At 52.8% G+C, this 21,777-nt stretch carries 15 protein-coding genes; 7 read left to right on the top strand and 8 right to left on the bottom strand.

From position 1 onward, the window contains the following. The first annotated feature begins 5 nt into the window (after window positions 1–5). The 4 genes from FIV45_RS05830 to FIV45_RS05845 all read left to right on the top strand — a co-directional run bounded on the left by FIV45_RS05830 (window position 6) and on the right by FIV45_RS05845 (window position 5,482). A complete protein-coding gene (locus FIV45_RS05830) occupies window positions 6–1,592 on the top strand; it encodes a Rieske (2Fe-2S) protein (RefSeq protein WP_099471446.1) in 1,587 nt (528 codons plus the stop codon). A 108-nt stretch (window positions 1,593–1,700) separates the two neighbouring features. Further along, window positions 1,701–2,789 carry a phosphatase PAP2 family protein gene (locus FIV45_RS05835; RefSeq protein ID WP_099471447.1) on the top strand — a complete coding sequence of 363 codons (1,089 nt, stop codon included), beginning with the start codon at window positions 1,701–1,703 and terminating at the stop codon, window positions 2,787–2,789. Window positions 2,790–2,882: 93 nt separating this feature from the next. Further along, on the top strand, window positions 2,883–3,986 hold the full coding sequence (locus tag FIV45_RS05840; protein ID WP_099471448.1) for a TonB family protein: 1,104 nt from the start codon (window positions 2,883–2,885) through the stop codon (window positions 3,984–3,986). Between the two features lie 392 nt (window positions 3,987–4,378). Continuing rightward, the gene (locus FIV45_RS05845) at window positions 4,379–5,482 is read left to right on the top strand and encodes a TonB family protein (protein WP_099471449.1); all 1,104 of its coding nucleotides are present in this window, start codon (window positions 4,379–4,381) and stop codon (window positions 5,480–5,482) included. A gap of 228 nt (window positions 5,483–5,710) precedes the next feature. Here FIV45_RS05845 and nadC read toward each other — a convergent pair whose 3' ends face one another. The 6 genes from nadC to FIV45_RS05875 all read right to left on the bottom strand — a co-directional run bounded on the left by nadC (window position 5,711) and on the right by FIV45_RS05875 (window position 14,483). Beyond that, window positions 5,711–6,565: a carboxylating nicotinate-nucleotide diphosphorylase gene (gene nadC / locus FIV45_RS05850; protein WP_099471450.1), complete on the bottom strand. Its 855-nt coding sequence runs from the start codon at window positions 6,563–6,565 to the stop codon at window positions 5,711–5,713. 1 nt (window position 6,566) lies between these two features. Beyond that, complete coding sequence (gene nadA / locus FIV45_RS05855; RefSeq protein ID WP_099471451.1) at window positions 6,567–7,571, bottom strand: quinolinate synthase NadA; 1,005 nt, start codon at window positions 7,569–7,571, stop codon at window positions 6,567–6,569. Window positions 7,572–7,682: 111 nt separating this feature from the next. Further along, entirely contained in the window at window positions 7,683–8,984 is a 1,302-nt protein-coding gene (locus FIV45_RS05860; protein ID WP_099471452.1) for a Y-family DNA polymerase, read from the bottom strand. Between the two features lie 108 nt (window positions 8,985–9,092). Beyond that, the gene (locus tag FIV45_RS05865) at window positions 9,093–10,169 is read right to left on the bottom strand and encodes an efflux RND transporter periplasmic adaptor subunit (RefSeq protein WP_165776913.1); all 1,077 of its coding nucleotides are present in this window, start codon (window positions 10,167–10,169) and stop codon (window positions 9,093–9,095) included. A gap of 38 nt (window positions 10,170–10,207) precedes the next feature. Further along, window positions 10,208–13,315 carry an efflux RND transporter permease subunit gene (locus tag FIV45_RS05870; RefSeq protein ID WP_099471454.1) on the bottom strand — a complete coding sequence of 1,036 codons (3,108 nt, stop codon included), beginning with the start codon at window positions 13,313–13,315 and terminating at the stop codon, window positions 10,208–10,210. A 268-nt stretch (window positions 13,316–13,583) separates the two neighbouring features. Then, entirely contained in the window at window positions 13,584–14,483 is a 900-nt protein-coding gene (locus FIV45_RS05875) for an MBL fold metallo-hydrolase (protein WP_099471455.1), read from the bottom strand. Window positions 14,484–14,618: 135 nt separating this feature from the next. Here FIV45_RS05875 and megL point away from each other — a divergent pair, with 135 nt between their 5' ends. Both megL and FIV45_RS05885 read left to right on the top strand, forming a co-directional pair. Continuing rightward, window positions 14,619–15,815, top strand: coding sequence for a methionine gamma-lyase (gene megL / locus FIV45_RS05880; protein WP_099471456.1), 1,197 nt, complete (start codon window positions 14,619–14,621; stop codon window positions 15,813–15,815). Window positions 15,816–16,101: 286 nt separating this feature from the next. Next, a complete protein-coding gene (locus FIV45_RS05885) occupies window positions 16,102–16,860 on the top strand; it encodes an alpha/beta hydrolase (protein WP_099471457.1) in 759 nt (252 codons plus the stop codon). Between the two features lie 29 nt (window positions 16,861–16,889). Here FIV45_RS05885 and FIV45_RS05890 read toward each other — a convergent pair whose 3' ends face one another. Continuing rightward, a complete protein-coding gene (locus FIV45_RS05890; protein ID WP_099471458.1) occupies window positions 16,890–18,284 on the bottom strand; it encodes a DEAD/DEAH box helicase in 1,395 nt (464 codons plus the stop codon). 361 nt (window positions 18,285–18,645) lie between these two features. Between FIV45_RS05890 and FIV45_RS05895 the strand changes: the two genes are divergently transcribed. After that, on the top strand, window positions 18,646–19,719 hold the full coding sequence (locus FIV45_RS05895; protein ID WP_165776914.1) for a YeiH family protein: 1,074 nt from the start codon (window positions 18,646–18,648) through the stop codon (window positions 19,717–19,719). Between the two features lie 8 nt (window positions 19,720–19,727). Here FIV45_RS05895 and FIV45_RS05900 read toward each other — a convergent pair whose 3' ends face one another. After that, window positions 19,728–21,611, bottom strand: a complete 1,884-nt coding sequence (locus FIV45_RS05900; RefSeq protein WP_099471460.1) for an ATP-binding protein — start codon at window positions 21,609–21,611, stop codon at window positions 19,728–19,730. Window positions 21,612–21,777: the final 166 nt, after the last annotated feature.

The following is a 21,777-nucleotide window of genomic DNA, read 5'->3' on the forward strand; positions in this document are numbered from 1 at the left end:
TTTCCATGAATAACGCGGAAAATTGGGTAAAAATTGAAAATACAACGGCACTCAAAGATAAGGGTCGAATGGTCTTCCGGCAAGAGGGGAAACAAATCCTGCTTATCCGGAGCGGGACGCAAATCTTTGCGGTGAATAACCGTTGCCCTCATGAAGGATACCCCTTGAGTGAAGGCAGTCTGTCGCAAGATTGCAGTCTGACCTGTAATTGGCATAACTGGAAATTTGATCTCAAGAGCGGTGACACGCTGGTCGGCGGGGACAGATTGCGCCATTATCCCGTGCGGCAAGGGGAAGACGGTCTGTGGATTGATCTGCAGGATATTTCTGCGTCACAAGTGCGTCAACAGGCGCTGGATAATATTCAGGCAAGTTTTGATCGGTATGAATATGACCGTATGGGGCGGGAACTGGCTCGTTTCAGGCGGGCTGGCGGCGCATATCAAGAGGCGGTTCTGGATAGCCTGCTGCGCAACTACGACCGGCTGGAATATGGTATGGGGCATGCTTTCGCCGCCGCGGCGGACTGGTTGGCTTATGGGCAGGAACTGGAGCAACAGGGGAAGGATGAAGACTCTTTGGCGACGGTGCTCGAAATTATCAGCCACGTGGCCTGGGATTGCCAGCGTAATCCGTCCTATCCTTATACACAGAATGTTCTTCCCTATACCCCGGAAGGTCTTCGGGCGGCCATTGAGGCGGAAGATGAAAATCGCGCCATCGCCTTGACGCGCGGGGCCTTAAAAGCAGGACTGACCTTTGGTGACTTAATGCCTGTTCTGTCCCGGGCGGCGCTGGATCATTACAAAGGGTTCGGTCATGCCGCGATCTATACATATAAGGCGGGGCAGCTGGCAGATCTGTTAGGCGAAGAAGCCTGGGAAGCATTGCTTTTTCCACTAGTGCGTTATCTGGTTTACGCCAATCGGGAAGATTTGATTCCTGAGTTTCGCGCTTACAGTAAACGGCTTGCCCTGTGGGACGGGAAAGGTGATCAGCCGATCTTTGCGGATGACCTGAAGGGCCTTTCCGTGTCCAAGAGCCTGGCGCGGGTGGTGCAGTCCTCGGCGCGTCCTGAGGAGGTTTTCCTGGCCTTGCAGGAGGTCCTGGCCTGGAACATGCTGCATTTTGATGTGCAATTTGAACAGGCGACGGATAATGCCGTCGTGGATAATGTCAATTGGCTGGACTTCACCCACGGTCTGACATTTGCCAATGCGGTGCGGGTGCTCTGCGAGCAGGTGCCTGACCTTTGGCCGCGCGCCTTGTTGCAGATGGCCTGTTTTAATGGCCGTAACCAGTCCTATATCGCACGAAATATGGACCTGAAAGACTGGTATGTTGCGGACAGGGACAAGTTTTTCGCTGAAACTTTTACCGATTTGCTGGATCACGGGCAGCCAGAGCCGATTATTTCCGCGCATCTGATGAAACTTAGTACAGCGGTGCGGACAGAGGTGGAACGGGCATCGGGTATGAGGCGGGACGTCATGCTGGCCGGTCTTAACCGGTTCCTGCATAGCCCGATCAAGCGCAAGCATCTGTTGCGCACCGCCCGTCAGGCGTATCGGTTTGTCGCCCGTGAAGGGTAAAGGAAAAAAGAAAGACGTGAAAAACAAGCCTGCTGTTTGGGAAATGTTAATTCATCACAGGTATTTTCCTCATTAGTGAATAAAGAGACAACAAACCCGGATTTCAGTATGAATCGCGTCATCGGCCTGACCAAGAAACTAGATATAGACCGTTCTATCGCTATGGGGAGCATCATGTTGCTCGGGCTTTTTGCCGCTCAGGCCGTTGGGGTGTATGTCACGCTCTGGCAGTATGGACTCCTCGGTCACTTCAAACCACAGCTTTACGCGGGAATACTCTATTACAGTCTGGGGCTGGTGGTGTTTGTCAAAGGCATTTCATACAGTTTGCGCTATTTGTCTTATGAGGACGGTGCCCGGGGCATAATCCGGGTCAGGCAGGATTTCAGGGAAGGGTGGTTCAATGTCAGCTATTTAGTGGCTTTTATGGTGCCGATGGTCTGCCTGCCGACCTTTATGGCGCTGTTTTCTTCCATGAAATCGACTATTCATCTGATACAGCCATTCTATCTGGACGAGCTTTTGATGAAGGCAGACCGGTTCATCCATTTTGGAATTGACCCCTGGCGTATTACCCATGCCATTTTCAACAGTGCCATCGCATCGGCAATCCTGAATTATTTTTATAATCTGTGGTTCTTTATCATGTTTTCTTATGTGCTGTGGCACATAGTGAACGTACATTTCGGTAAGGAACGTCTACAGTTTCTGCTTGCGTTTGTTCTTGTCTGGCCGGTGATCGGTTCGTTGCTGGCGGTATTGTTTTCTTCTGCCGGTCCGGTGTATTACGGCGATATTGTCGGGGATAACAGCATATACGGCCCCATGATGGATATTTTACGACACTATCATAGCCAGTTCGAAAACAGTGCTTTCGGGATATTTGCCCTGAATACCCAGGATATGCTTTGGGCGGATTACCTGAAAAACGATACCAATATTGGCAGCGGGATATCGGCGATGCCGAGCATGCATGTTGCGGTGACTGCGCTTCTGTATTTTTCCGGTCGTCAAATGCATCGATATATCGGGTACGGTATGTTGGTTTTTCTCGTTATCATCCAGATTGGTTCAGTACATCTTGGTTGGCATTATGCTATTGACGGATATGTTTCGATCTTTTTGACCTGGCTTATTTGGCGGGTCAGCGGTTGGGTGGTGCGGCGGTTTGTTATGCCGAACCCGGCGCAGATTTAACATCGCTGATAAAATAGATGCATATACAACCTTGAAGTGGTGTGTGCTTTCTATTAGTATAATATTCCTTAATAATAAGGGATAGAGGAAGTGATGCGCTGGCCAATCATTCTTTTGCTTGGTGTACTGCTATTGGAGTTGGCCCCGGATGGGGTGGCGGAAGAGAATCCATCAGAAAAGCAAAAACTCATTCAGCTCTATGACGAATATAAAACCGTTTTAAAGAACGGTTCATCTGATAAATCCATACCACTAGCCGTAGAGATTTATAATCTTTCGCGCCGGATTTACGGGGAGAAATCGAAGATACATGCCACAGCTGTTTTTAATCTGGCTCAGGTGCAGAGTCATTTCACTAACTATGAAGAGGCTGCGCACCTTTACCAGCAGCACCTTGATATTTTAGAGCACCTGGAAACGCCTGAAGATGAAACATACCTATTCAAATTTGGGCTGTTGGCTCAGACCTACCGGCAGGCCAAAGAGCTAAAGAAGGCTGTCGTTTGGGGCAAAAAGGCCTTAAATATGGCCAAGAGCTTGGAGTTGCCGCCAGAGAAAATCGCTCCCTATGAATTGGATCTGGGGCGGACTTACTATACGACTTTTGGCAAAGGGGGAATGGCGGCGCGCTATTTTGAAAAAGCCTATAGTCATTTTGTGGACGCCTATGGGGAAGATCATATAAAGGTGGCAGACGCCTTATTTTGGCAGGCTAAAGTTGATTTCTATTATCACGATTCTGAAAAGGCTGCTGAAAAATTTGAACGGGTGCGTATGATTTTTGAGAGAGAACTCTCGAATGGCCATCATCTCATCTGGGAACTTTATGGTTTATTGGTCGGCGCTTACGTGGAAATGGGAGATGCTGAGAAAGCCACCCAGCGCTCGATTGCCGCTGCTGAGCACCGCCCCGAAGGGTTTGATAAAGAAGTTATATCGCTTTTTAAAGTTGCGCCAGAATATCCCTATTCTGCTATGCTTAAAGGAATAGGAGGACATGTGATTGTTGAGTTCACGGTTACGGAGACAGGAGAAGTCGAGGGTATCAAAACGATTGACGGCGAAAATATAGAGATTTTCGAGGAAGCGGCTCATAATGTCGCGGCAAAATTTAGATATGTGCCCTCTCTCCAAAATGGCAAGCGTGTTAAGACAGAAGGTATTCTTCACAAAATCACTTTTGAATATAGGGAGTAAAGGTGGTGAAGATGATATCTGAGGCATTAAAAAAAGAGGGTGATATGCCCCGTCTATCGCTAATTTTTCTGCCTCTGATACGGGGGACTTTGCCGGTGTCGTCCTTCGCGGTTGAGAATAACCTGAAAGATAGCACCGGCCGAATTTTATACAGGCTATAAGTTAAGCCTGAAAGTTGGGGACAGTGAGGCGGGGTACGAGGCGCGAAGGCATTTCCAATATGCGCCAACCATTCGATAGGGAACGCGGGGTGAAAGGGAAGGGGTACGATTTAAATTGGCCTGTAAAATTTTGGAGTGATTGACGTTATTCGATTTCACTCCAAAATTATCTCCTTGATGTAAAATGACTTCCTCTATACCCTGTTGGGATAAACAAAAAAAGGGGATATCATGTATCATTTCATCAAAATCTTAATGTGTATAATTGTGATGATGGCGCCGGTGGCCTCAGTCGCGGGTGACGATTCTGATCCAAAAGCCCATATCACACAACTCTATAAAACTTATATCACCACGCTGAAGGCGGGAGATGAAGAAAAGGCGTTGGGTCTGGCTCAGGAGATGTACAGTCTATCGCCGCCTGTATTCGGGGCTTATTCAAAGTCTCATGCCACGATGGCGTTTAATCTGGCCCAAATGCTGGAGAAACGGCGGGAATACCTTGCCGCGCTGCCTTATTATCAGGAGCATGTGGATATTCTTGAGAAATTGAAGGCGCCGGAAGACGAAACCTATCTCTATAAGCTCGGGTTGCTGGCCCAGGCCTATCGCAATGCGCGTGAGGAGGAAAAGGCGGCAAAATGGAGCATGAAGGCCTTGGTGTTGGCGAGAGATCTGCAGTTGCCTAAAGAAGTGATCGGCGACTATGAGCTTGAGCTTGGCAGTTCTTATTATGGCGTTCATGGAGAGGTGAGATCGGCACGTCGATACCTCAAGAAAGCTCATGATCATTATTTAGAGGTCTATGGAGAAGATCACGTCAAAACCGCGCAAGCTTTATTTTGGTTAGCTAAAGTAGACGCCTCTTTCAGAAAACATCGACAAGCTGCGGAGAAGTTGGAAGCTGTTTTGCAGGTGTATGAAAAGAACTTCCCCAAAGGCCATGACATGACCTTGCAGGTCCATGCTTTTCTCGTGGGGGCATATGAGGGCAAGGGGGATAAAGATAAGGCGACGGAACATTGCATTGCGGTCGCCACGGAACGTCCCACGGATTTTGACCGGGAGATCGATCCCCTCTACAAAATAGCGCCTACCTATCCCCTATCTGCGGCGCGCAGCGGTAAGGAAGGGTTTGTCATTGCGGAATTTGTGGTGACGGCGTCAGGGCAGGTAGAAAATATTAAAACCCTTGAAGGGGAAAATATACGGGATTTTGAAAAAGCCGCTCATGAAGCTTTGTCCAAGTTTCGCTATGCGCCTTCCATCCAAAATGGCCAACGTGTTCGAACAGAAGGTGTCTTGCATAGGGTAACGTTTAAAATGGCGCAGTGATCCGGCTCAAAAATTGACCCGCGGGAGGTGAGAAGGCAGGATTAATCGTGATAGCGGAGGGGAGGTGCTTCCGTATAAGCTCTCGCATATTGGGGTGCAAATCGAGAAATTCACCCCAGTCGCGACAGGTTATAATTGGAGGTTCCGCAATGATGACTTAGTGCATCCATCGACAACGTTGTCCATGGGCGATACATCCTCCGCCGCGCGGGCGTTACCGCTAAGCTCTCAATCCAGATAATCGAGGCCGATGTCGACGGCGGGGGCGGATTGGGTAATGCGGCCAACGGAGATAAAATCGACGCCGGTGTCGGCGATGTCGCCAATGGTGTCCAGCGTCACACCACCCGACGCCTCCAGCGCCACCTGGCCTTTGTAGCGGGCAACCGCATGGCAGAGTTGATCCAGGCTCATATTATCCAGCAACAGCCGGTCAGCCCCGGCCTGGACCGCTTCGGCGGCCTGATCCAGGGTGTCGCATTCCACCGTCAGGCCAATGGTGCTGGCCTTGATGTCGTAGGCCTGCGCGGCGTCAATCGCCGCCTTGATGTTGCCGACGCGGGCGATATGGTTGTCCTTGATCAGGACCCCATCATCAAGCCGCATGCGATGGTTCATGGCTCCGCCCATACGACTGGCGTATTTCGCCAGTTTGCGATAGCCGGGAATGGTCTTGCGGGTGTCGAGCAGACGGCAGTCCGTATGCTCAATCCTGCGGACGTATGCCCGGGTCAGGGTGGCGATGCCTGACAGATGTTGCAGGATATTCAGCGCACTGCGTTCCGCCGTAAGCAATTTTTGCGCGTTGCCCGTGATTTTAAGAAGGGTGCTGCCCGCCATAACCTCAAGCCCATCGCCCGCAACGATTTCGATCTGGGCGGCGGGGTCGCAGGTCTTGATCACTTCAATGGCGAGAAACATGCCCGCGATGACAATAGGCTCGCGGGTGATCATGGCAGCTGAGAGATTGAGGTCCGCCGGAATGGTGGCCAATGTGGTCAGGTCGCCGCGCCCCACGTCTTCATCAAGGGCGTTTTTGATGAACTGGCGCATTTCTTCCTTAAACAGCGGACATTCTGACATATCAGTAGGCCCGGCCGGATTTGGGCGGCCGGTTTTGAGCGATGGGCGGCGACATTTCCAGCATCCGGTCGAGCGGCGCCTTGGCGGCGATGCGGTCGGCTTCGCTGATCTCAATCACCGGCGTCAGGTCGCGCAGACAATCACGCAGCTTTTCCAGGGTGTTGAGCGCCATATAGGGGCATTGGTTGCAGTTGCAGACGCCGTCCATGCCAGGCGCGCCGATAAAGGTCTTCTCCGGTGACATTTTTGCCATCTGATGGATGATGCCCGGTTCGGTGGCGATAATGAAAGTCTCCGCCGCATGCTCCAGCACATATTTCAGGATAGAGGAGGTGGACCCCACGTGATCCGCATGATTGAGAATATGGGCCGGGCATTCCGGGTGGGCCGCCACCGGCGCATCAGGATGTTCGGCTTTCAGCTTGATCAGTTCTTTTTCCGAGAAACGTTCATGCACGATGCAGGAGCCGGGCCACAGGACCATGTCGCGGCCAGTTTCCTTGGCGAGATAGCCGCCGAGATGTTGGTCCGGCGCCAGCAGGATGGGTTGATCTTCGGGGATCTGGTCGATGATATGGCGGGCGTTGCTTGACGTGATGATGATGTCGGAATGGGTCTTCACCGCGGCAGAACAGTTGATATAGGTCAGACTGATATGGTCAGGGTGCTTGGCACGGAATGTCGCGAATTCGTCAGCCGGGCAGCTGTCTTCGAGAGAGCATCCGGCGTCCATGTCCGGCAACACAACGGTCTTTTCCGGGCTGAGGATCTTGGCGACTTCCGCCATGAAGCGCACACCGCAAAAGACGATGACGTCGGCGTTTGTCGAGGCGGCCTTGCGGGATAAATCAAGGCTGTCGCCGACAAAATCCGCCAGATCCTGAATCTTGCCATCCTGATAGTAATGGGCCAGGATCACCGCATTTTTTTCGACCCGCAGCCGATTGATTTCTTCCAGAAGTTCGGCGTCACTAGGGGCCCCTTGGCCCGTCAGCGGTATAGACATAACTTACTCCAACCCAAATGAGTTTATTCCATATTCTTATAGATGGAGGTTTAGCCCGTGGTGTCAAGGTTGGCAAGGTAATTGCTGTCTTTGGGGTGTGAAATTTTTGTGTCATTCATGGAATTCGTCTTTTTGCGGAATACGGGTGAAGGCGATTTTACTGCCAGTGAAGCGGGCCATCGGCTCCGGCAGGCTGCCGACGACGATGGTATCAAAGCCAAATCGTTTATTGACACTATCCATGGCTTTGGACAAACGGTCATGCTTTTTATGTTCCCGGGACAGAGGGTCATTCAAGGCCTGAAACATGTCGGGCATGATATCATTTTGATGGATAAGGCCATACAGGGCCACGGAAACTTGCAGGATGCGTTGACTTTCGCGGCTATCGGGTATGGCGTTCCACAAGCTATTCAGATTGGTGAGAAGAGTGAAGTTATTCTGGGTCGGGGGCAATTTGACATAGCCTTGCCAACGGTCAGGTCCGGGCTTCTGATGGGGAGACCGCTTGACATCATAGCGCACATAAAGATTGTAAAATGTGGCGTGAAAACCCAGGCGGCGCATGCGGGTGGCGGCCTTGACCGTTAGACGCCGGGCAACATTACGGGCTTTCGCACGGGGACGCATGGCGGGGGATAACACATGGCTGTGGCCGACGGTCTGACGTTGATTTTCGGGAGGATCAGCGATTTCGACACCGCGTAAAGCATACCAGAAGCGTTCGCCTTCGACACTGTGCCAGAGCTTTCGGGCGTGGCGCGGGTCCAGGTCCCAGAACGCCTTCAGGCTGGTGATGCCCGCATCGCTGAGCCGCCTTTCCATGCGCCGGCCAATGCCGGGCAAATCACGCAGGTTCAGGTGGACCAGCCGATCCGGCAATTCATGGGATTCGATCACGGTCAAACCATCGGGTTTGTGCAAATTGCTGGCGACCTTGGCGAGGAAACGATTGGGGGCGATGCCGATGGAACTGCGTAAACAGATCCCGACATTATCTGATATCCCCTGTTTGATGCGGTGGGCGAGGGCAATGGCCTGTGTCTTGTCTTGTGTACTTCCCTGTAACCGGCAGGCGACTTCGTCGATAGAGCAGATTTTGGTCAAGGGAATATGATGTTCGATTTCCGCCATGATCAGATGGTGATACTCGACATATCGATCATGGCGCGCCGGCACGACGTGAAGATCAGGGCAGAGGCGCCGGGCCTGATAGATCATGGTGCCGGTTTTGATGCCAAGCGCCTTGGCCTCGTAACTGGCGGCAATGGCGCAGGTGCTGTCCGTATTCATGGTCGGTACCACCGCCACAGGACGTCCCCGCAGATGCGGATTGAGATGTTGTTCCACACTGGCAAAATAGCTGTTCAGGTCAATATAAATCCACCGCAAGGTGGAGGACGCTTTTAACATCTTGGAGTCTCTGCTGGCTGAAGGGCCGACAGTATAAACTCAACAACAAGAACATATCAAGTACAAAAGGTAAAGATATATACTTATGCCACCTCGCGTCAGAGTCGGTCAGGTGCCGGATTTAATCACCACCTTTTGCCCTGGTTGCAGACGTTCCCCGCCGCGAATGATCACCTTGTCCCCGGCCTGTAGCCCTTTTTTCAGGGAGACCAGCAGGCCGACTGCGGCGTCAATTTCGACTTTGACCTGTTCAGCACTCATATCCGGGCCAACTTTGTAGACATAGACCGAGCCGGCCTTGTAGATCAAGGCGTCGCGGGGCACGGCAACCGCCCGTTTCGGCGTGCCTTTGGGCAGGCTGACCTTGACGGGGGTGCCAACGATCCACGGTTCTTCACCGGGGGCGAGTAGAACCTGTACCATGCGGGACACCATGTCACCGACCGGCACGATGCGTTTAATCGGCAACTGATGGATGCCCCGGTCATCCAGAACGGAAATTTTGTCGCCGCTATGAAGGTAGGGCGTGATGCTGATCGGGGCGGGCAGGCTGATTTCCAGATTGCGGGTGTTGACCAGACGAATAACTTCTTCCCCGACAATCAGATATTCCCCGATATTGGCGAGGCGGGTGACCACATGGCCGGGGAAAGGGGCGCGAATATTGGCGCGTTCCACATCGCCGCGGGCCCGTTCCACCAGGGCTTGGGCATTCTGAATTTCATGATGCAGCATTTCCCGTTGGGCGATGGTTTCTTCCAGTCGGGCCTTGGAGGCATTGTTACGGGCCGACAGGTCTTCGAAACGCTTTACTTCCTGATTGCGGAACACCATATCGGCTTGTAACCGTTTCAGGTTGGCCTTTGCCTGACGCAGGGCAAGGGCCAGGAGCCTGTTATCCATACGGGCGATGATATCGCCTTTTTCAACAGCTGTCCCCACTTCGGCGATCCACTGCAGCGGGCCCTCCACCTCAACAGAAATGCGGGAATCCTGCAGGCTCACCACGGTTCCGGTGACGTCCATTTGTGGTGCCATTAAATGCTCAGCGGCCGTGATGACTTCCACATGCGCTGGCGGCATTTGCGGCGGCGCCTGATAGGCGGCTGCGGGAGACATAAACAGACTTGATACGGCGGCGAGGCTCAATAGGTGGGCCGCTATTTTGCTCTTTAATTGATGCATGGGAGGGGTGTTTCTTCCGTGTTCCTTGTCAAGCACCATCATTCGGCGGGCTTGAGATTTGTTTGTTGTATTTCTGGTTGTGCGGGTGTAGGTCGCTTTCGATGAGTTAGTTGCAACAGACTGGGCAGCAGGATCAGGGTAAAGATTGTCGAGACGCTCATGCCCCCGACAATCGCCGCCGCCATGCCGCGATAAATCTCGCTGCCGGAGCCCGGTACAAGCAGCAAAGGCAGCATGCCGAACAGGCTGGTCAGCGTGCTCATGAAGATCGGGCGCAGGCGCAGGCGCAGAGCCTGACGCACGGCCTCCGGGCGGGTCATGCCACGGCTTTCGGCAGTACGGGTTTGAGCCACCAGCAGGATGGCGTTATTGACCACCAGTCCGAGCAGGATGATGAAACCGATCATACCAAGGAGGTCGAGCGGCTGGAATTTGATCTTGTTCAGCAGCGTGATGGCGAGCACACCCCCAACACTGGCCAAGGGGATGGAAATTACCACCAGCAGGGCCGCTTTCAGAGAGCGAAACAGACCCGCCATGATCAGGATCAACAGACCTAGCGCCATAAGCGCATTGCCGCCGAGAGTGATCAACGCCCGTTGCAGGTCCTTGGCGCTTCCGGCATAACTGATGGCGGCATCGGCGGGGAGAAGGGCGCGCAATTGCGGTTCAACCTTCTGTTCAAGCTGCCTAATCAATTCTTCCAGGGACATGCCGGGCGGCGGATTGACGGAAAGGCTATAGGCGCGGATACGGTCAAAATGCACGATGGCGCTGGGGGCCAAAACCTTACTGATAGTCGCCAGTTCCCCGAGCGGCACCAGCCCCCCTTTCGGTGTCTGTACAGGCAGATCAATCATCTCTTCCGGTGTCTGGAAGGTTTCCGATTTCAGGTAGATGTCGAGCCGATCCTGACCGTTGAAATATTCCCCGAGCCACGCGCCTTGTCCCAATTCCATCACCACCATAGACAGGTCCTGACGTGTCCAGCCCACTTCGGCCAGACGCACGTCATTGGGTTCAAATTTCAGCTCACTGGCGTCGGCAAAAGGGTCGGGCTGCGGGTTGGCGGTGGCGCCGGGAATGCTGCCCATGACAATGCCCATGCCCTGCATGGCGGCTTCCTTGACGGCGGAGAGGTTGCGGGAGGTCATGCGCAGTTCGACGCTGTTGGCGCTGTCAAAACCACCAAACAGGCTGCGGCGCATGGTAAAGCCGAACAGGTCAGGGATATTGGCGATGATCTCGCTCTGCACCAAGGCTTGCAGTTTTTCCAAGTCAGCCCCGTCTTCGCCGTTGAGCGCCAGCCAGCCGCCGGACATGCCGGGGAAGGACCAGAAGAAATATTCCCGCACCTTCGGTTGCTTTTCCCCGAAGAGGTATGGCTGAATGCGCTGATCAATCACCTGGGCAATTTCTTTGTTGGCGGTGTCCACATTGGTGCCGGGCGGGAAAAAGAGAAAACTGTCAACCGTATCCCGTTCCACGGCGGGGAGATAGTTACTTTGCGGCCACAGGAGGAACGTGGTTGCGAGCGAGAAAAACACCAGACCGAACACCCAGCCGGCCTGCTTTTTCCTGCTGTTGGTCAACGTCATGAGGCGATCGGCCAGATGGTCCCAGAAGGTTTCATCTTTTTCGACTTCGGGCAGGGTTTTCATCCAGTAACGGGCGGCCGTCGGCAAAACGGTTACCGCCACCAGAAGGGAGACGCTGACGCTGATGGCGATGGTCATGGCCAGGTCGGCGAACATCTGGCCTTCGGCGTCTTCGAGGAACATGATGGGAATGAAGATGGCGACGGTGGTTGCTGTGGACGCCAGCAACGCGCCCCAGACCTGGGTTGCCCCCTTGTCACTGGCCTCCGCGGCACTTTCTCCGCGCTCTCTCAGGCGAATAATATTTTCCAGCACGACAATCGCCGCATCCAGCACCATCCCTGAAGCGAAAGCAAGCCCGGCGAGCGAGATCACATTCAGCGTGCGGCCTGTCAGGCTGAGGATGACGAAGGTGGCGAGCAGCGACGTGGGGATCGCCAGAGAGATCAGAAAGGTCGCGCGCCATTGACGCAGGAAGGCCCAGAGTACGCCCACCGCCAAAATCATCCCGATCACCAGATTGCTGCCGAGCAGGTTAATCGACCGGTTGATATAAAGGCCGGGGTCAAAAGAATATTGCGCCTTCATTCCCCGATCCTTCAGGGTGGAGTTATTGAGTTCTTCAATCTTTTGTTTTACACCGTCCAGGGCTTCAAGGACGTTGGCGTCATTGGTTTTGGAAATGGCCATGCGGAAACTGGGCTTGCCATTTTGATAGATAAAGCCGTCCAGACGACCCGGGCCGACTTCGACCCGGGCGACGTCACCCAGTTTGATCGGCAGGCCATCACGCCATTCCAAAATCAGACCGGCGAGTTCATCGGCATCATAGCGGCCTTCAAAGCGTACGGAATATTGCCGCCGCCCCACATCGACAAAACCGCTGGACAGGTCGGCGGAGCGTCCGATCCGGGCGGGCACCCGGGCGATATCAATTCCCAGTTCCGCAGCGCGGTAAGGGTCAAAAATAATCTGGAGTTGCTGGCCATCGCCGCTAAAGGAATCGTCAAATTCAATGCGGGATACACCGTAGAGAGATTGCAGTTCCGGCACCACCACGTCGCGCATGTATTTCGAATTTTCCAGCATCCGGTCTTCATAACCGGGCAACATCTGGACATAATATTCGATCAATGTGTCATTGGCGTCGCCCCATTCGCCAACCATGATCTGCGGCTTTTCCGCATTGGCGGGCAGGGGGCGCAGCCGGTTCAGGCGGCTGATCACCTCGATCAATGCCCGGGTCATGTCGGTCTCCAGGGCAAACTCGAGCTGCATAAAGCCAAAATTGCCCAGACTCCAGGACACCATTTCGGTCATGCCGGGGGTGCCTTGCAAGACCTCCTCGACGGGCACGGTGATCTCGGATTCTATTTCTGCAGGTGAGGCGCCGGGCCAGGCATTAATGACGGTGATCACGGGCTTCTGGATATTGGGCAGCAGTTGTGCCGGCATGTTAATCATGGACACAAAGCCGAGCACCATCATTACGGCGGCGACAATGGCGACGGCGGCCGGGTTGTTGAGACTTTGGCGGGTGAGTTTCATTTTTGGTCCCTGAATATCTATAGCTTGTTCTGCGAAAAAAGCGCCGGCTACTTGACCTTTATTAATGTATTAAATTTACCCAATACCAGACGGAGAACCAAGGTAAAAGTCTACCCCTGGGACCGGGGGAGCACTATAAAGGAGAAGGTTTGAACAAATCAAGAACGAAAATTAAAAAAATGGTGTAATGCAGATTAGTTATTCAGGTCATGGGCGAGTGGGGTTTCAGGATGCTGATCCTCTGCCGGGATTTTTTTCTTACTTATTATCACGCGGCGGTTTGAGGGCGATAAAACAGGCTGTCCCGGGTGATCGGACCTTTGCAGATCACCCGGCCGGTATCAACCATGTGGATCAGATGGGAGAATATAGAACTTGCTGCTGCGGGGTGCAGGTAGCTCGGGACATCGCAGTATATGATCTCGACCATTTCCGCGATGGTGTGGGGGCTGGTGTCAAGGATGGCGAGGATTTGTGATTCCCGGGCGTGACGGTGGTCAATCAGACCCTGGACAAAGGCCTGCGGCTGATGAATGGGGGCGCCGTGGGTGGGGTAATAGATCACATCGTCACGTGGCAGCAATTTCTCCAGACTCGTGAGATAGGCCTGCATGTCGCCATCGGGTTGCGATACAACCGAGGTTGACCAGCCCATCACATGATCGCCGCTGAACAGGGCCTTTTCCTCCCGCAGGGCAAAACAGACATGGTTCGACAAATGGCCAGGGGTATGGATCACGTCGATGGTCCAGTCCGGACCCGACAGCATATCACCATCCTTAACAATATGATCGGGTTTGAAATGACGGTCACGGCCTTCTTCTGCGTGGCTTTCAATTTTGGCCTGCCCGGTGACATCAAAGGCGTAAACTTCCGCCCCGGTAACCTGTTTCAGGGGGGCGGCGGCCGGCGAGTGGTCCATATGGTTATGGGTAATGAGAATATGGCTTAATGTCCGGTCTTCCAGAAAGGTTTCCAGGGCGTGCAGATGCGAGGCGATTTCCGGCCCAGGATCAATAATGGCGACGTTGTCGGTGCCGATAATATAGGTGCCGGTGCCATGAAAGGTGAAGGGGGAGGGATTGGGGGCGACGAGTCGCCGGATGAGCGGTGAAATCTGGGTGACTTCGCCATATTCGGGAGAAAAATCTTTATTGAATTTGAGCATAAAGTTTCAATCTGTTTCCTTAATTTGCATAAATACCACCTTATATTTCCTATATACTGATATATAGCATAATTTGTTCCCCGTCATGGTATCCTGCGTAAGTTCATTATATTACAGTAAATTACGAGGTACGTCATGTCATCACTTGATCCGAAAAAAAGAGGTTTCGCCACCCGCGCCATCCATGCCGGTCGGGATCACAAAGACCCGCACGGAGCGCTGACTTCTCCCATTTATATGACGTCGACTTTCGAATTTGAAACCGCCGAGCAGGGCGGTGCACGCTTTGCCGGAGAAGAGGGGGGCTATATCTATAGCCGTCTGGGAAATCCGACCCTCACGGAACTGGAAAACAAGCTCGCCGACCTGGAAGGAGCGGAAGCCTGTCTGACGGTGGCGTCCGGCATGGGGGCGATTACTTCTGTCTTCTGGTCCTTCGTTGCCCCCGGGGATGAAATCCTGGTCGATGAAACCTTGTATGGTTGTACCTTTGCCTATTTCCGTCATGGCCTGGAAAAATTCGGCATCACGGTGCGGCATGTGGACATGCGTGATCCGGAAAATCTGGCGCAGGAAATCTCCGCCAAAACCAAGATCGTGTATTTCGAGACCCCGGCCAACCCCAATATGCGCATCGTGGACATCAAAGCGGTCTCCGAGATCGCCCATTCGGTGGACGCCCGCGTGGTGGTGGATAATACCTATATGACGCCTTATTTGCAGAATCCCATCACACTCGGCGCCGATATCGTCGTGCATAGCGCCACCAAATATCTTGGTGGGCATGGCGACCTGATGGCGGGCGTGATCCTGTCCAGCGCCGAGGATATGGAGCAGATCCGCTATGTGGGTCTGAAGGATATGACCGGCGCGGTGTTGTCACCGATGAACGCGTTTCTGATCTCCCGGGGGCTGAAAACTCTGGAACTGCGCATGGAACGTCATTGCGATAATGCGGAAAAGATCGCTGCCATGTTCGAGGCCAGCAGCAAAGTGGAAAAAGTGTATTTTCCCGGCCTGCCTTCTTTCGAGCAGCATGAACTCGCCAAGGCCCAGATGGCCCGGTTTGGCGGCATGGTGGCGTTTGAACTGACCGGTGGCCATGATGCAGGATTGAAGTTCCTCAATAGCCTGGATCTCTGCAAGATCGCGGTCAGTCTCGGGGATGCGGAAACCCTGATCGAGCATCCGGCCTCCATGACCCATTCACCTTACGAGCCGGAAGAACGCGCTAAATATGGCATTACCGAAGGTCTGGTGCGCATTTCCGCCGGGCTGGAGAATGCCACCGATATTCTCGCCGATCTGGAACAGGCGCTGGCGCGGGTTTAGGCTTCTGAGCCATTTTTTTGTCACTGTTTTGCACTTCTATATCCTTCGTTACGAAACATTAATCTGCTCTCAAGTATCGGCGGGGCAGGCCAGAATACGCTGCGCCGCCGCTTCAATCTCTTATCTTCATCTTTTGTTAGCCACATTTCTTCACGGAACATTAGTTGTTTCTAAATTATAATGGTTCGTGAGAAGTTCCCGATCATACCGGTTCATTCGGAGCGGCAGAACCAGGCGTCTTCTTATGGTAAAATATTGTTGAGGGGTGATGAGAAGGGTAGAGTAAATGAGATTTTTTTGGATTGTAATCAGAAGTATGGCGGTGTCCTATATCATTATCGGGGCCTATTTATTCACTTTCCAGCGCGATCTTATTTATTTCCCTACGGCGGAAGAAAATCATCCCTACTATACTGAAAAGATGGCGATAGATGGCGAGATCCTGAATATTGTTACTCTGAACCGGGGAAAGTCTGATGCCATCCTATATTTCGGCGGGGTGGGGGAACCGGTGGTGAAAAACGGTCCGGATTTCACTAAAACTTTCCCTCATCATACGATTTACTTTGTCAATTATCGTGGCTATGGCGGCAGCAGTGGCGCCCCTTCTGAACATGCGCTCTATTCAGATGCGGCGGATATATATGACCGTGTCGCCCCGCGGCATGAAAGCCTGTCAGTGATTGGGCGAAGCCTCGGGACGGGCGTGGCGACTTATCTGGCGTCTATGAAGCCCATTGCGAAGCTTGTCCTGATCACCCCTTATGACAGTGTCGAGCATATCGCTCAGGACAGTTATCCGATTTTCCCCATGTGGCTTATTCTGAAGGATAAATTTAATTCTCTGGCGCAAGTCCGGAAAGTGACCGCCGCGACATTGGTGATCTTGGCCGAACATGACCTGATGATCCCGGCTAAATATTCCAGCCATCTGATAAGAGCCTTCCCGACGGCGCAGGTGATGGTAGAGACCATCAAAGGCACCGGACATAATAATCTGCACGAAAAAGCCAGATATCATTCGTTGCTCGGAAATTTCCTGTAATGGCGCGGCATGAGCATTGAGCCGCGGTTTTAGCCGCGGGCCGGACGGGCGCGGCGATTGGCAGGACGCCCGGCTTTGGCTTTTGCGCCATCAGGGCGTGCGCCCTTGGGCTTGGGGGTCATTTTATTAGGCCGACTGCCGCCGGGCTTGTCACTGTGGGCCTTGGGCTGGTTGATGCGCCGGTTCGGCTTGTGCTTGCCAGAGTTATTGCGCCGACGTGGGGCGCCGGGACGACCGTTATTGTCTTCATCGGTATGACCGGGAACAACCGGCATGTCTTCGACGCCTTCAAAGTGATAAGGATGCTCCACATAAAGCGGCACTTTTTTGCGGATAATCTTCTCGATATCCCGCAGATATTCCCGTTCTTCATGATCACAGAAGGAAAAGGAAATGCCGGTGGCGCCGGCGCGGGCGGTCCGGCCAATGCGGTGAACATAGCTTTCCGGCTCGTTCGGCAGGTCATAGTTGATCACATGGGTGATGCCGTCGACATCTATGCCCCGCGCCGCCACATCGGTGGCCACCAGGGCGCGAATGCCGCCGGACCGAAAATCGTTCAGCGATTTCTGCCGGGCGTTCTGGGATTTGTTGCCGTGAATGGCGCTGGATGTGATCCCGAGTTTTTCCAGATGAGTTGCGACCCGGTTGGCGCCGTGTTTGGTGCGGGTGAAGACAATCACCCGTTTCAGGGCCTCATCTTTCAGCATATGGGCCAGCAGGTTGCGCTTGCGGGCCTTGGGCACCATCAATACATGTTGTTCGACCTTTTCCGCCGTTGTCGAAGCCGGAGCCACTTCAATGCGGGCCGGGCGATCACAAATATTGTTGGCGAGTTTTTCCACGGCTTTCGGCATGGTGGCGGAGAACAACAGGTTTTGGCGTTTTTGCGGCAGATAACGAATGATTTTTTCAATATCGCGGATAAAGCCCATGTCCAGCATCCGGTCGGCTTCATCAAGCACGAGATATTCGACCTGACCCAGGTTAATATGTTTCTGGTTCACCAGATCCAGCAGACGACCCGGGGTCGCGATCAGGATATCAACGCCGGGGAGCATCGCCTTGATTTGTGGTTTGGAGGACGCGCCGCCATATACCATGGTCGTGCGTAGATGCAGATGCGTGGTGTAGGCCTTAATGTTCTCGGCGATTTGAACCGCGAGTTCGCGGGTTGGCGCCAGGATCAGGGAACGGGCGGTGCGGTGATCGCGTTGACCTTCGCCTTTCAGCAACATCTGAATGATGGGCAGGGAAAAGGCAGCGGTCTTACCGGTCCCGGTCTGGGCCACGGCGATCAGATCCTGACCACCCAGAACTTTTGGAATGGCCTGACTTTGAATCGGCGTCATATCTTCATAGCCGCTTTCCTTGACGGCCCGAAGGATCGGATCGCGCAGGTCTAGTTCCGCAAATTTAGGCATGGTCTTAACTTTCAACAGTGATAGGGGCCCCAATACTTACGGGCCGCGTGCAGGGGCGGTAGGTATCACCCGCCGGGACGAAAGTCAATCAATGGTTTGGTTTGTCGTGGGGCGAGCAGCACGGCGTATACATTAAGTATGACGTATAACATGTTTTGGGTGAAGGGCGGATTAAATTCTTTCTCCGCATTGGGCTGCATTCTTCTCTGGTCGATGAACAAGACTATGTTAAGGTAGCAAAAATTATAATCAGGCAAGATATATGCCGGGCCTGTGGCGGATCATTCTCTCGTTTGTATGATCCCGGTCACGTATGACATATCTGGATGAACAGGCCTAAATGAATAGAAATCAGGGCGTTATGAGTAACCCAGCAGATGAATTAAGTAAATATGAGTATCTGGACTCCATTGAGGGGGTACAGCCGTACACAGGGCGTGATGTGGAGCCATGGGCCGATAAGATCAAGGCGGTGACCCCCGGGGTGTTGGTTTGTGGCGCAGTCGCCTTGGCGGCGACGTTTATTTCGCAGCATTATGAGGCGCCTGTGATGTTGCTGTGTCTTTTGCTCGGTATGGTGTTTCACTTTATGTCTCAGGAAGGCCCGACGCGACGTGGCGTGCATTTCACGTCGCAAACTATATTGCGTGTCGGGGTGGCTTTGATCGGGGCGCGGATCATGCTTTCCGACTTCACGGCACTTGGATTTGGCACCTTGAGCCTGGTGGTGCTGGCGACGGGGGGCATTATTGTCACAGGGGTGATTTTGGCGCGGCTGCTGAGGCTTGACCGGGAACAGGGGCTGTTGATTGGCGGAGCGACAGCAATTTGTGGCGCTTCTGCGGCTTTGGCGCTTTCGGCGGTGATGCCACCATCGAAAACCCTGGAGAAAAATACGCTGATCGCCGTGGTCGGCGTGACCGCCATGGGCACCATGTCGATGGTGTTCTATCCGGTTATCATCGGGTTTCTGGGGTTTGCGGATTATGAGGCCGGAATGTTGATCGGCGGCACCATTCATGATGTTTCGCAAGTGGTCGGCGCGGGCTACAGCATATCGGAAGAGGCCGGGGATCAGGCGATTATTATCAAACTGATCCGGGTTTTTATGTTGGTGCCGGTATTGTTTTTATTTGCATTAGGGTTTAGCAAGCGGAGCGGGGAAGATGCCGCACCCCGTCGTTTTATCTTTCCTTTTTTTCTGATCGGCTTTTTGGTGTTGGTCGGGGGTAATTCCCTGCACCTTATCCCGGATCAGGTTTCGGGCCTGTTGCAGAACAGCAGCAAGTGGCTTCTGGTCATGGCCATTACAGCAGTGGGCATGAAAACATCCCTGAAGGTGATGTTCTCACTGGGCTGGCGGCCGATATTTCTTATTCTTGTGGAAACATTAGTTCTGGCGGGAGTATATTTCGCGGCGCTGTCCATAATGTAGGCTGGGCATTATGGCGTTTCCATCTGGGCCTGGTCCCCGAGAGCTGCTTGCAGCGTGTGGATCAGTTTCGGCAGATTGATGGGTTTTGTCAGATAGTCGTTAAAGTCCGAATTCTCCCCTCTGCGAATATCCTGTGGCATGGCGTTGGCGCTCAGGGCGATCACAGGTAGTTTTTTTGTGCCTTCGGCCTGTCTCAGACGTTTTACGGCTTCAAATCCATCCATTCCCGGCAAGTTGATATCAAGTATAATGATATCAGGCTTCAGTTCTTCCGCCAAAACCAGCCCCAGTTCGGCAGAATGGGCGGAAACCAGGGTAAGGTTTGGAATTTCGTCGACGATGCCTTCCATCAGAGCCAGATTGGAAGGATTGTCCTCGACATAGAGCATCAGATGTGACTGGTCGGGAAGGGCATTTTCCGTCTCTTCTGCGTCAATGGGGGAAGGTTCATCCTTGTCTTCGTCTATGGTGGCCAGCGGCAGATCAATCCAGAAGGTGCTCCCCTTGTTTTCGGTGCTTTCAAAACCGATGGCGCCACCCATGCCTTCAACCATTCTTTTTGTGAGAACAAGCCCGATGCCGCTGCCTTCAATATCAGTGGTTTCAGCCCCCAGGCGTTGAAACGGCTGAAACAGGTCGACTTGCTTGTTTTTGGGAATGCCATAGCCTGAATCGCTAATGCTTATTCTCAGCATATTGTCCTTAACCCGTTCTGTCTCAACCCAGATGAGGCCGTTCTCATGGTTATATTTTATGGCGTTTGAAAATAAATTGAGAATAACCTGTTTTGCCCGCAGGTGATCGGCGTGCAGCGCTGGCAGATTGGTGGGGCTGCGGTCTTGTATCTTGATTTTTTTCTTATGTGCTATGGGCTTGGCGAAGGTCAGGCAGTCATTGATCAGGCTTCGGCTGTTTATGGTTTCGAGGGACATAACCATTTTACCGGCCTCGATTTTTGACAAATCAAGAATGTCATTGATCAGGTTGAGAAGATGGTTTCCCCCTTTGGTGATATGCCCGAGGTGTTTTCTCTGCCGGTCTGATAATTTTTCTCTTTTGCTTGATTCAAGTAACTGGCTGAATCCCAGAATAGCATTCAGGGGGGTGCGGAGTTCATGGCTCATATTGGACAGAAACCGGGATTTTTCTTTACTGGCCTGATGGGCGACCATGGCGCGGCGGGCTTCTTCTTCCTTTTGGGTTCGTTCGCCCAGAGCTTCTTTTTGCAGATTAATATTGTCAATGGCGTATTTCTTGAACGTCTGTACCGCGGCGGCGACTTTGCCGATTTCATCATCCCGCTCAAGCGACGGAACGTTCACGGTATGGTCGCCGTTGGCCAACTGCATAATTGATTCAGTGAGTTCTTTCAGGGGACGTGCAAACAGGCGCAGGGCAATGAAAATTCCCCCAAGTGTAATGCTGACGAAGGCAATGGTGGCGATGATGCCACTAATGATCATTGTGGTTCGGAATTCATTAAGCGAGGCTTTGGAGAAAACCAGAGACAATGTGCCGAGGGGGATTTCTTTCTCGCCAACGGTATGAACAATTTTACGGCTTACATTAATCACATCAGAAGACGGTGCCGGTTTTTCTCCGACTGCTATCGAATGATTGGCGTCGCCCGTTTCAAGTGCGGCATACAGGAGATCCTCATCGGTTTTCAAGGCGTTCAGCAGGGCTCTTTCAGCGGCTTTATCCAATTCCCAGCGCGGGCGTACCAGTGCATTGGCTTGTAAATCGACCGTACGCTGGGCGCGAAGCTCAAGTTCGGCGAGTTTATCGTTTTGGACATATTGTAAGGTTGTGATAGCGGCGATGGCGGTAATACTCGTAACAAGCATTCCGATGAGAATATGAAGGCGACTGTTCAGCGATAAATTAAGCATAGTATACACAAGTTTCTATGTCGGAATGTCCGGTCTTTTTTATTCAGTATACATTTTCTTTATTCAACTTTATTCAATATATACTGCCCGGAACACATATCAGTAAACATGTTACAGTGGAGGTATACTGATTGTGATCCTTTTTGGCCAATCTGTCAAATAGTGC

It is taken from the genome of Paremcibacter congregatus, from assembly GCF_006385135.1.
Taxonomy (GTDB): Bacteria; Pseudomonadota; Alphaproteobacteria; order Sphingomonadales; family Emcibacteraceae; genus Paremcibacter; species Paremcibacter congregatus.

Excerpts from the sequence above, each read along its gene's own strand:
- nadC (WP_099471450.1), bottom strand. The coding sequence starts at position 6,565 with ATGTCAGAATGTCCGCTGTTTAAGGAAGAAATGCGCCAGTTCATCAAA.
- FIV45_RS05895 (WP_165776914.1), top strand. The coding sequence starts at position 18,646 with ATGAGTAACCCAGCAGATGAATTAAGTAAATATGAGTATCTGGACTCC.
- FIV45_RS05860 (WP_099471452.1), bottom strand. The coding sequence starts at position 8,984 with ATGTTAAAAGCGTCCTCCACCTTGCGGTGGATTTATATTGACCTGAAC.
- FIV45_RS05875 (WP_099471455.1), bottom strand. The coding sequence starts at position 14,483 with ATGCTCAAATTCAATAAAGATTTTTCTCCCGAATATGGCGAAGTCACC.
- FIV45_RS05900 (WP_099471460.1), bottom strand. The coding sequence starts at position 21,611 with ATGCTTAATTTATCGCTGAACAGTCGCCTTCATATTCTCATCGGAATG.
- FIV45_RS05840 (WP_099471448.1), top strand. The coding sequence starts at position 2,883 with ATGCGCTGGCCAATCATTCTTTTGCTTGGTGTACTGCTATTGGAGTTG.
- FIV45_RS05865 (WP_165776913.1), bottom strand. The coding sequence starts at position 10,169 with ATGCATCAATTAAAGAGCAAAATAGCGGCCCACCTATTGAGCCTCGCC.
- FIV45_RS05835 (WP_099471447.1), top strand. The coding sequence starts at position 1,701 with ATGAATCGCGTCATCGGCCTGACCAAGAAACTAGATATAGACCGTTCT.
- FIV45_RS05870 (WP_099471454.1), bottom strand. The coding sequence starts at position 13,315 with ATGAAACTCACCCGCCAAAGTCTCAACAACCCGGCCGCCGTCGCCATT.
- FIV45_RS05845 (WP_099471449.1), top strand. The coding sequence starts at position 4,379 with ATGTATCATTTCATCAAAATCTTAATGTGTATAATTGTGATGATGGCG.
- megL (WP_099471456.1), top strand. The coding sequence starts at position 14,619 with ATGTCATCACTTGATCCGAAAAAAAGAGGTTTCGCCACCCGCGCCATC.
- FIV45_RS05890 (WP_099471458.1), bottom strand. The coding sequence starts at position 18,284 with ATGCCTAAATTTGCGGAACTAGACCTGCGCGATCCGATCCTTCGGGCC.
- FIV45_RS05885 (WP_099471457.1), top strand. The coding sequence starts at position 16,102 with ATGAGATTTTTTTGGATTGTAATCAGAAGTATGGCGGTGTCCTATATC.
- nadA (WP_099471451.1), bottom strand. The coding sequence starts at position 7,571 with ATGTCTATACCGCTGACGGGCCAAGGGGCCCCTAGTGACGCCGAACTT.
- FIV45_RS05830 (WP_099471446.1), top strand. The coding sequence starts at position 6 with ATGAATAACGCGGAAAATTGGGTAAAAATTGAAAATACAACGGCACTC.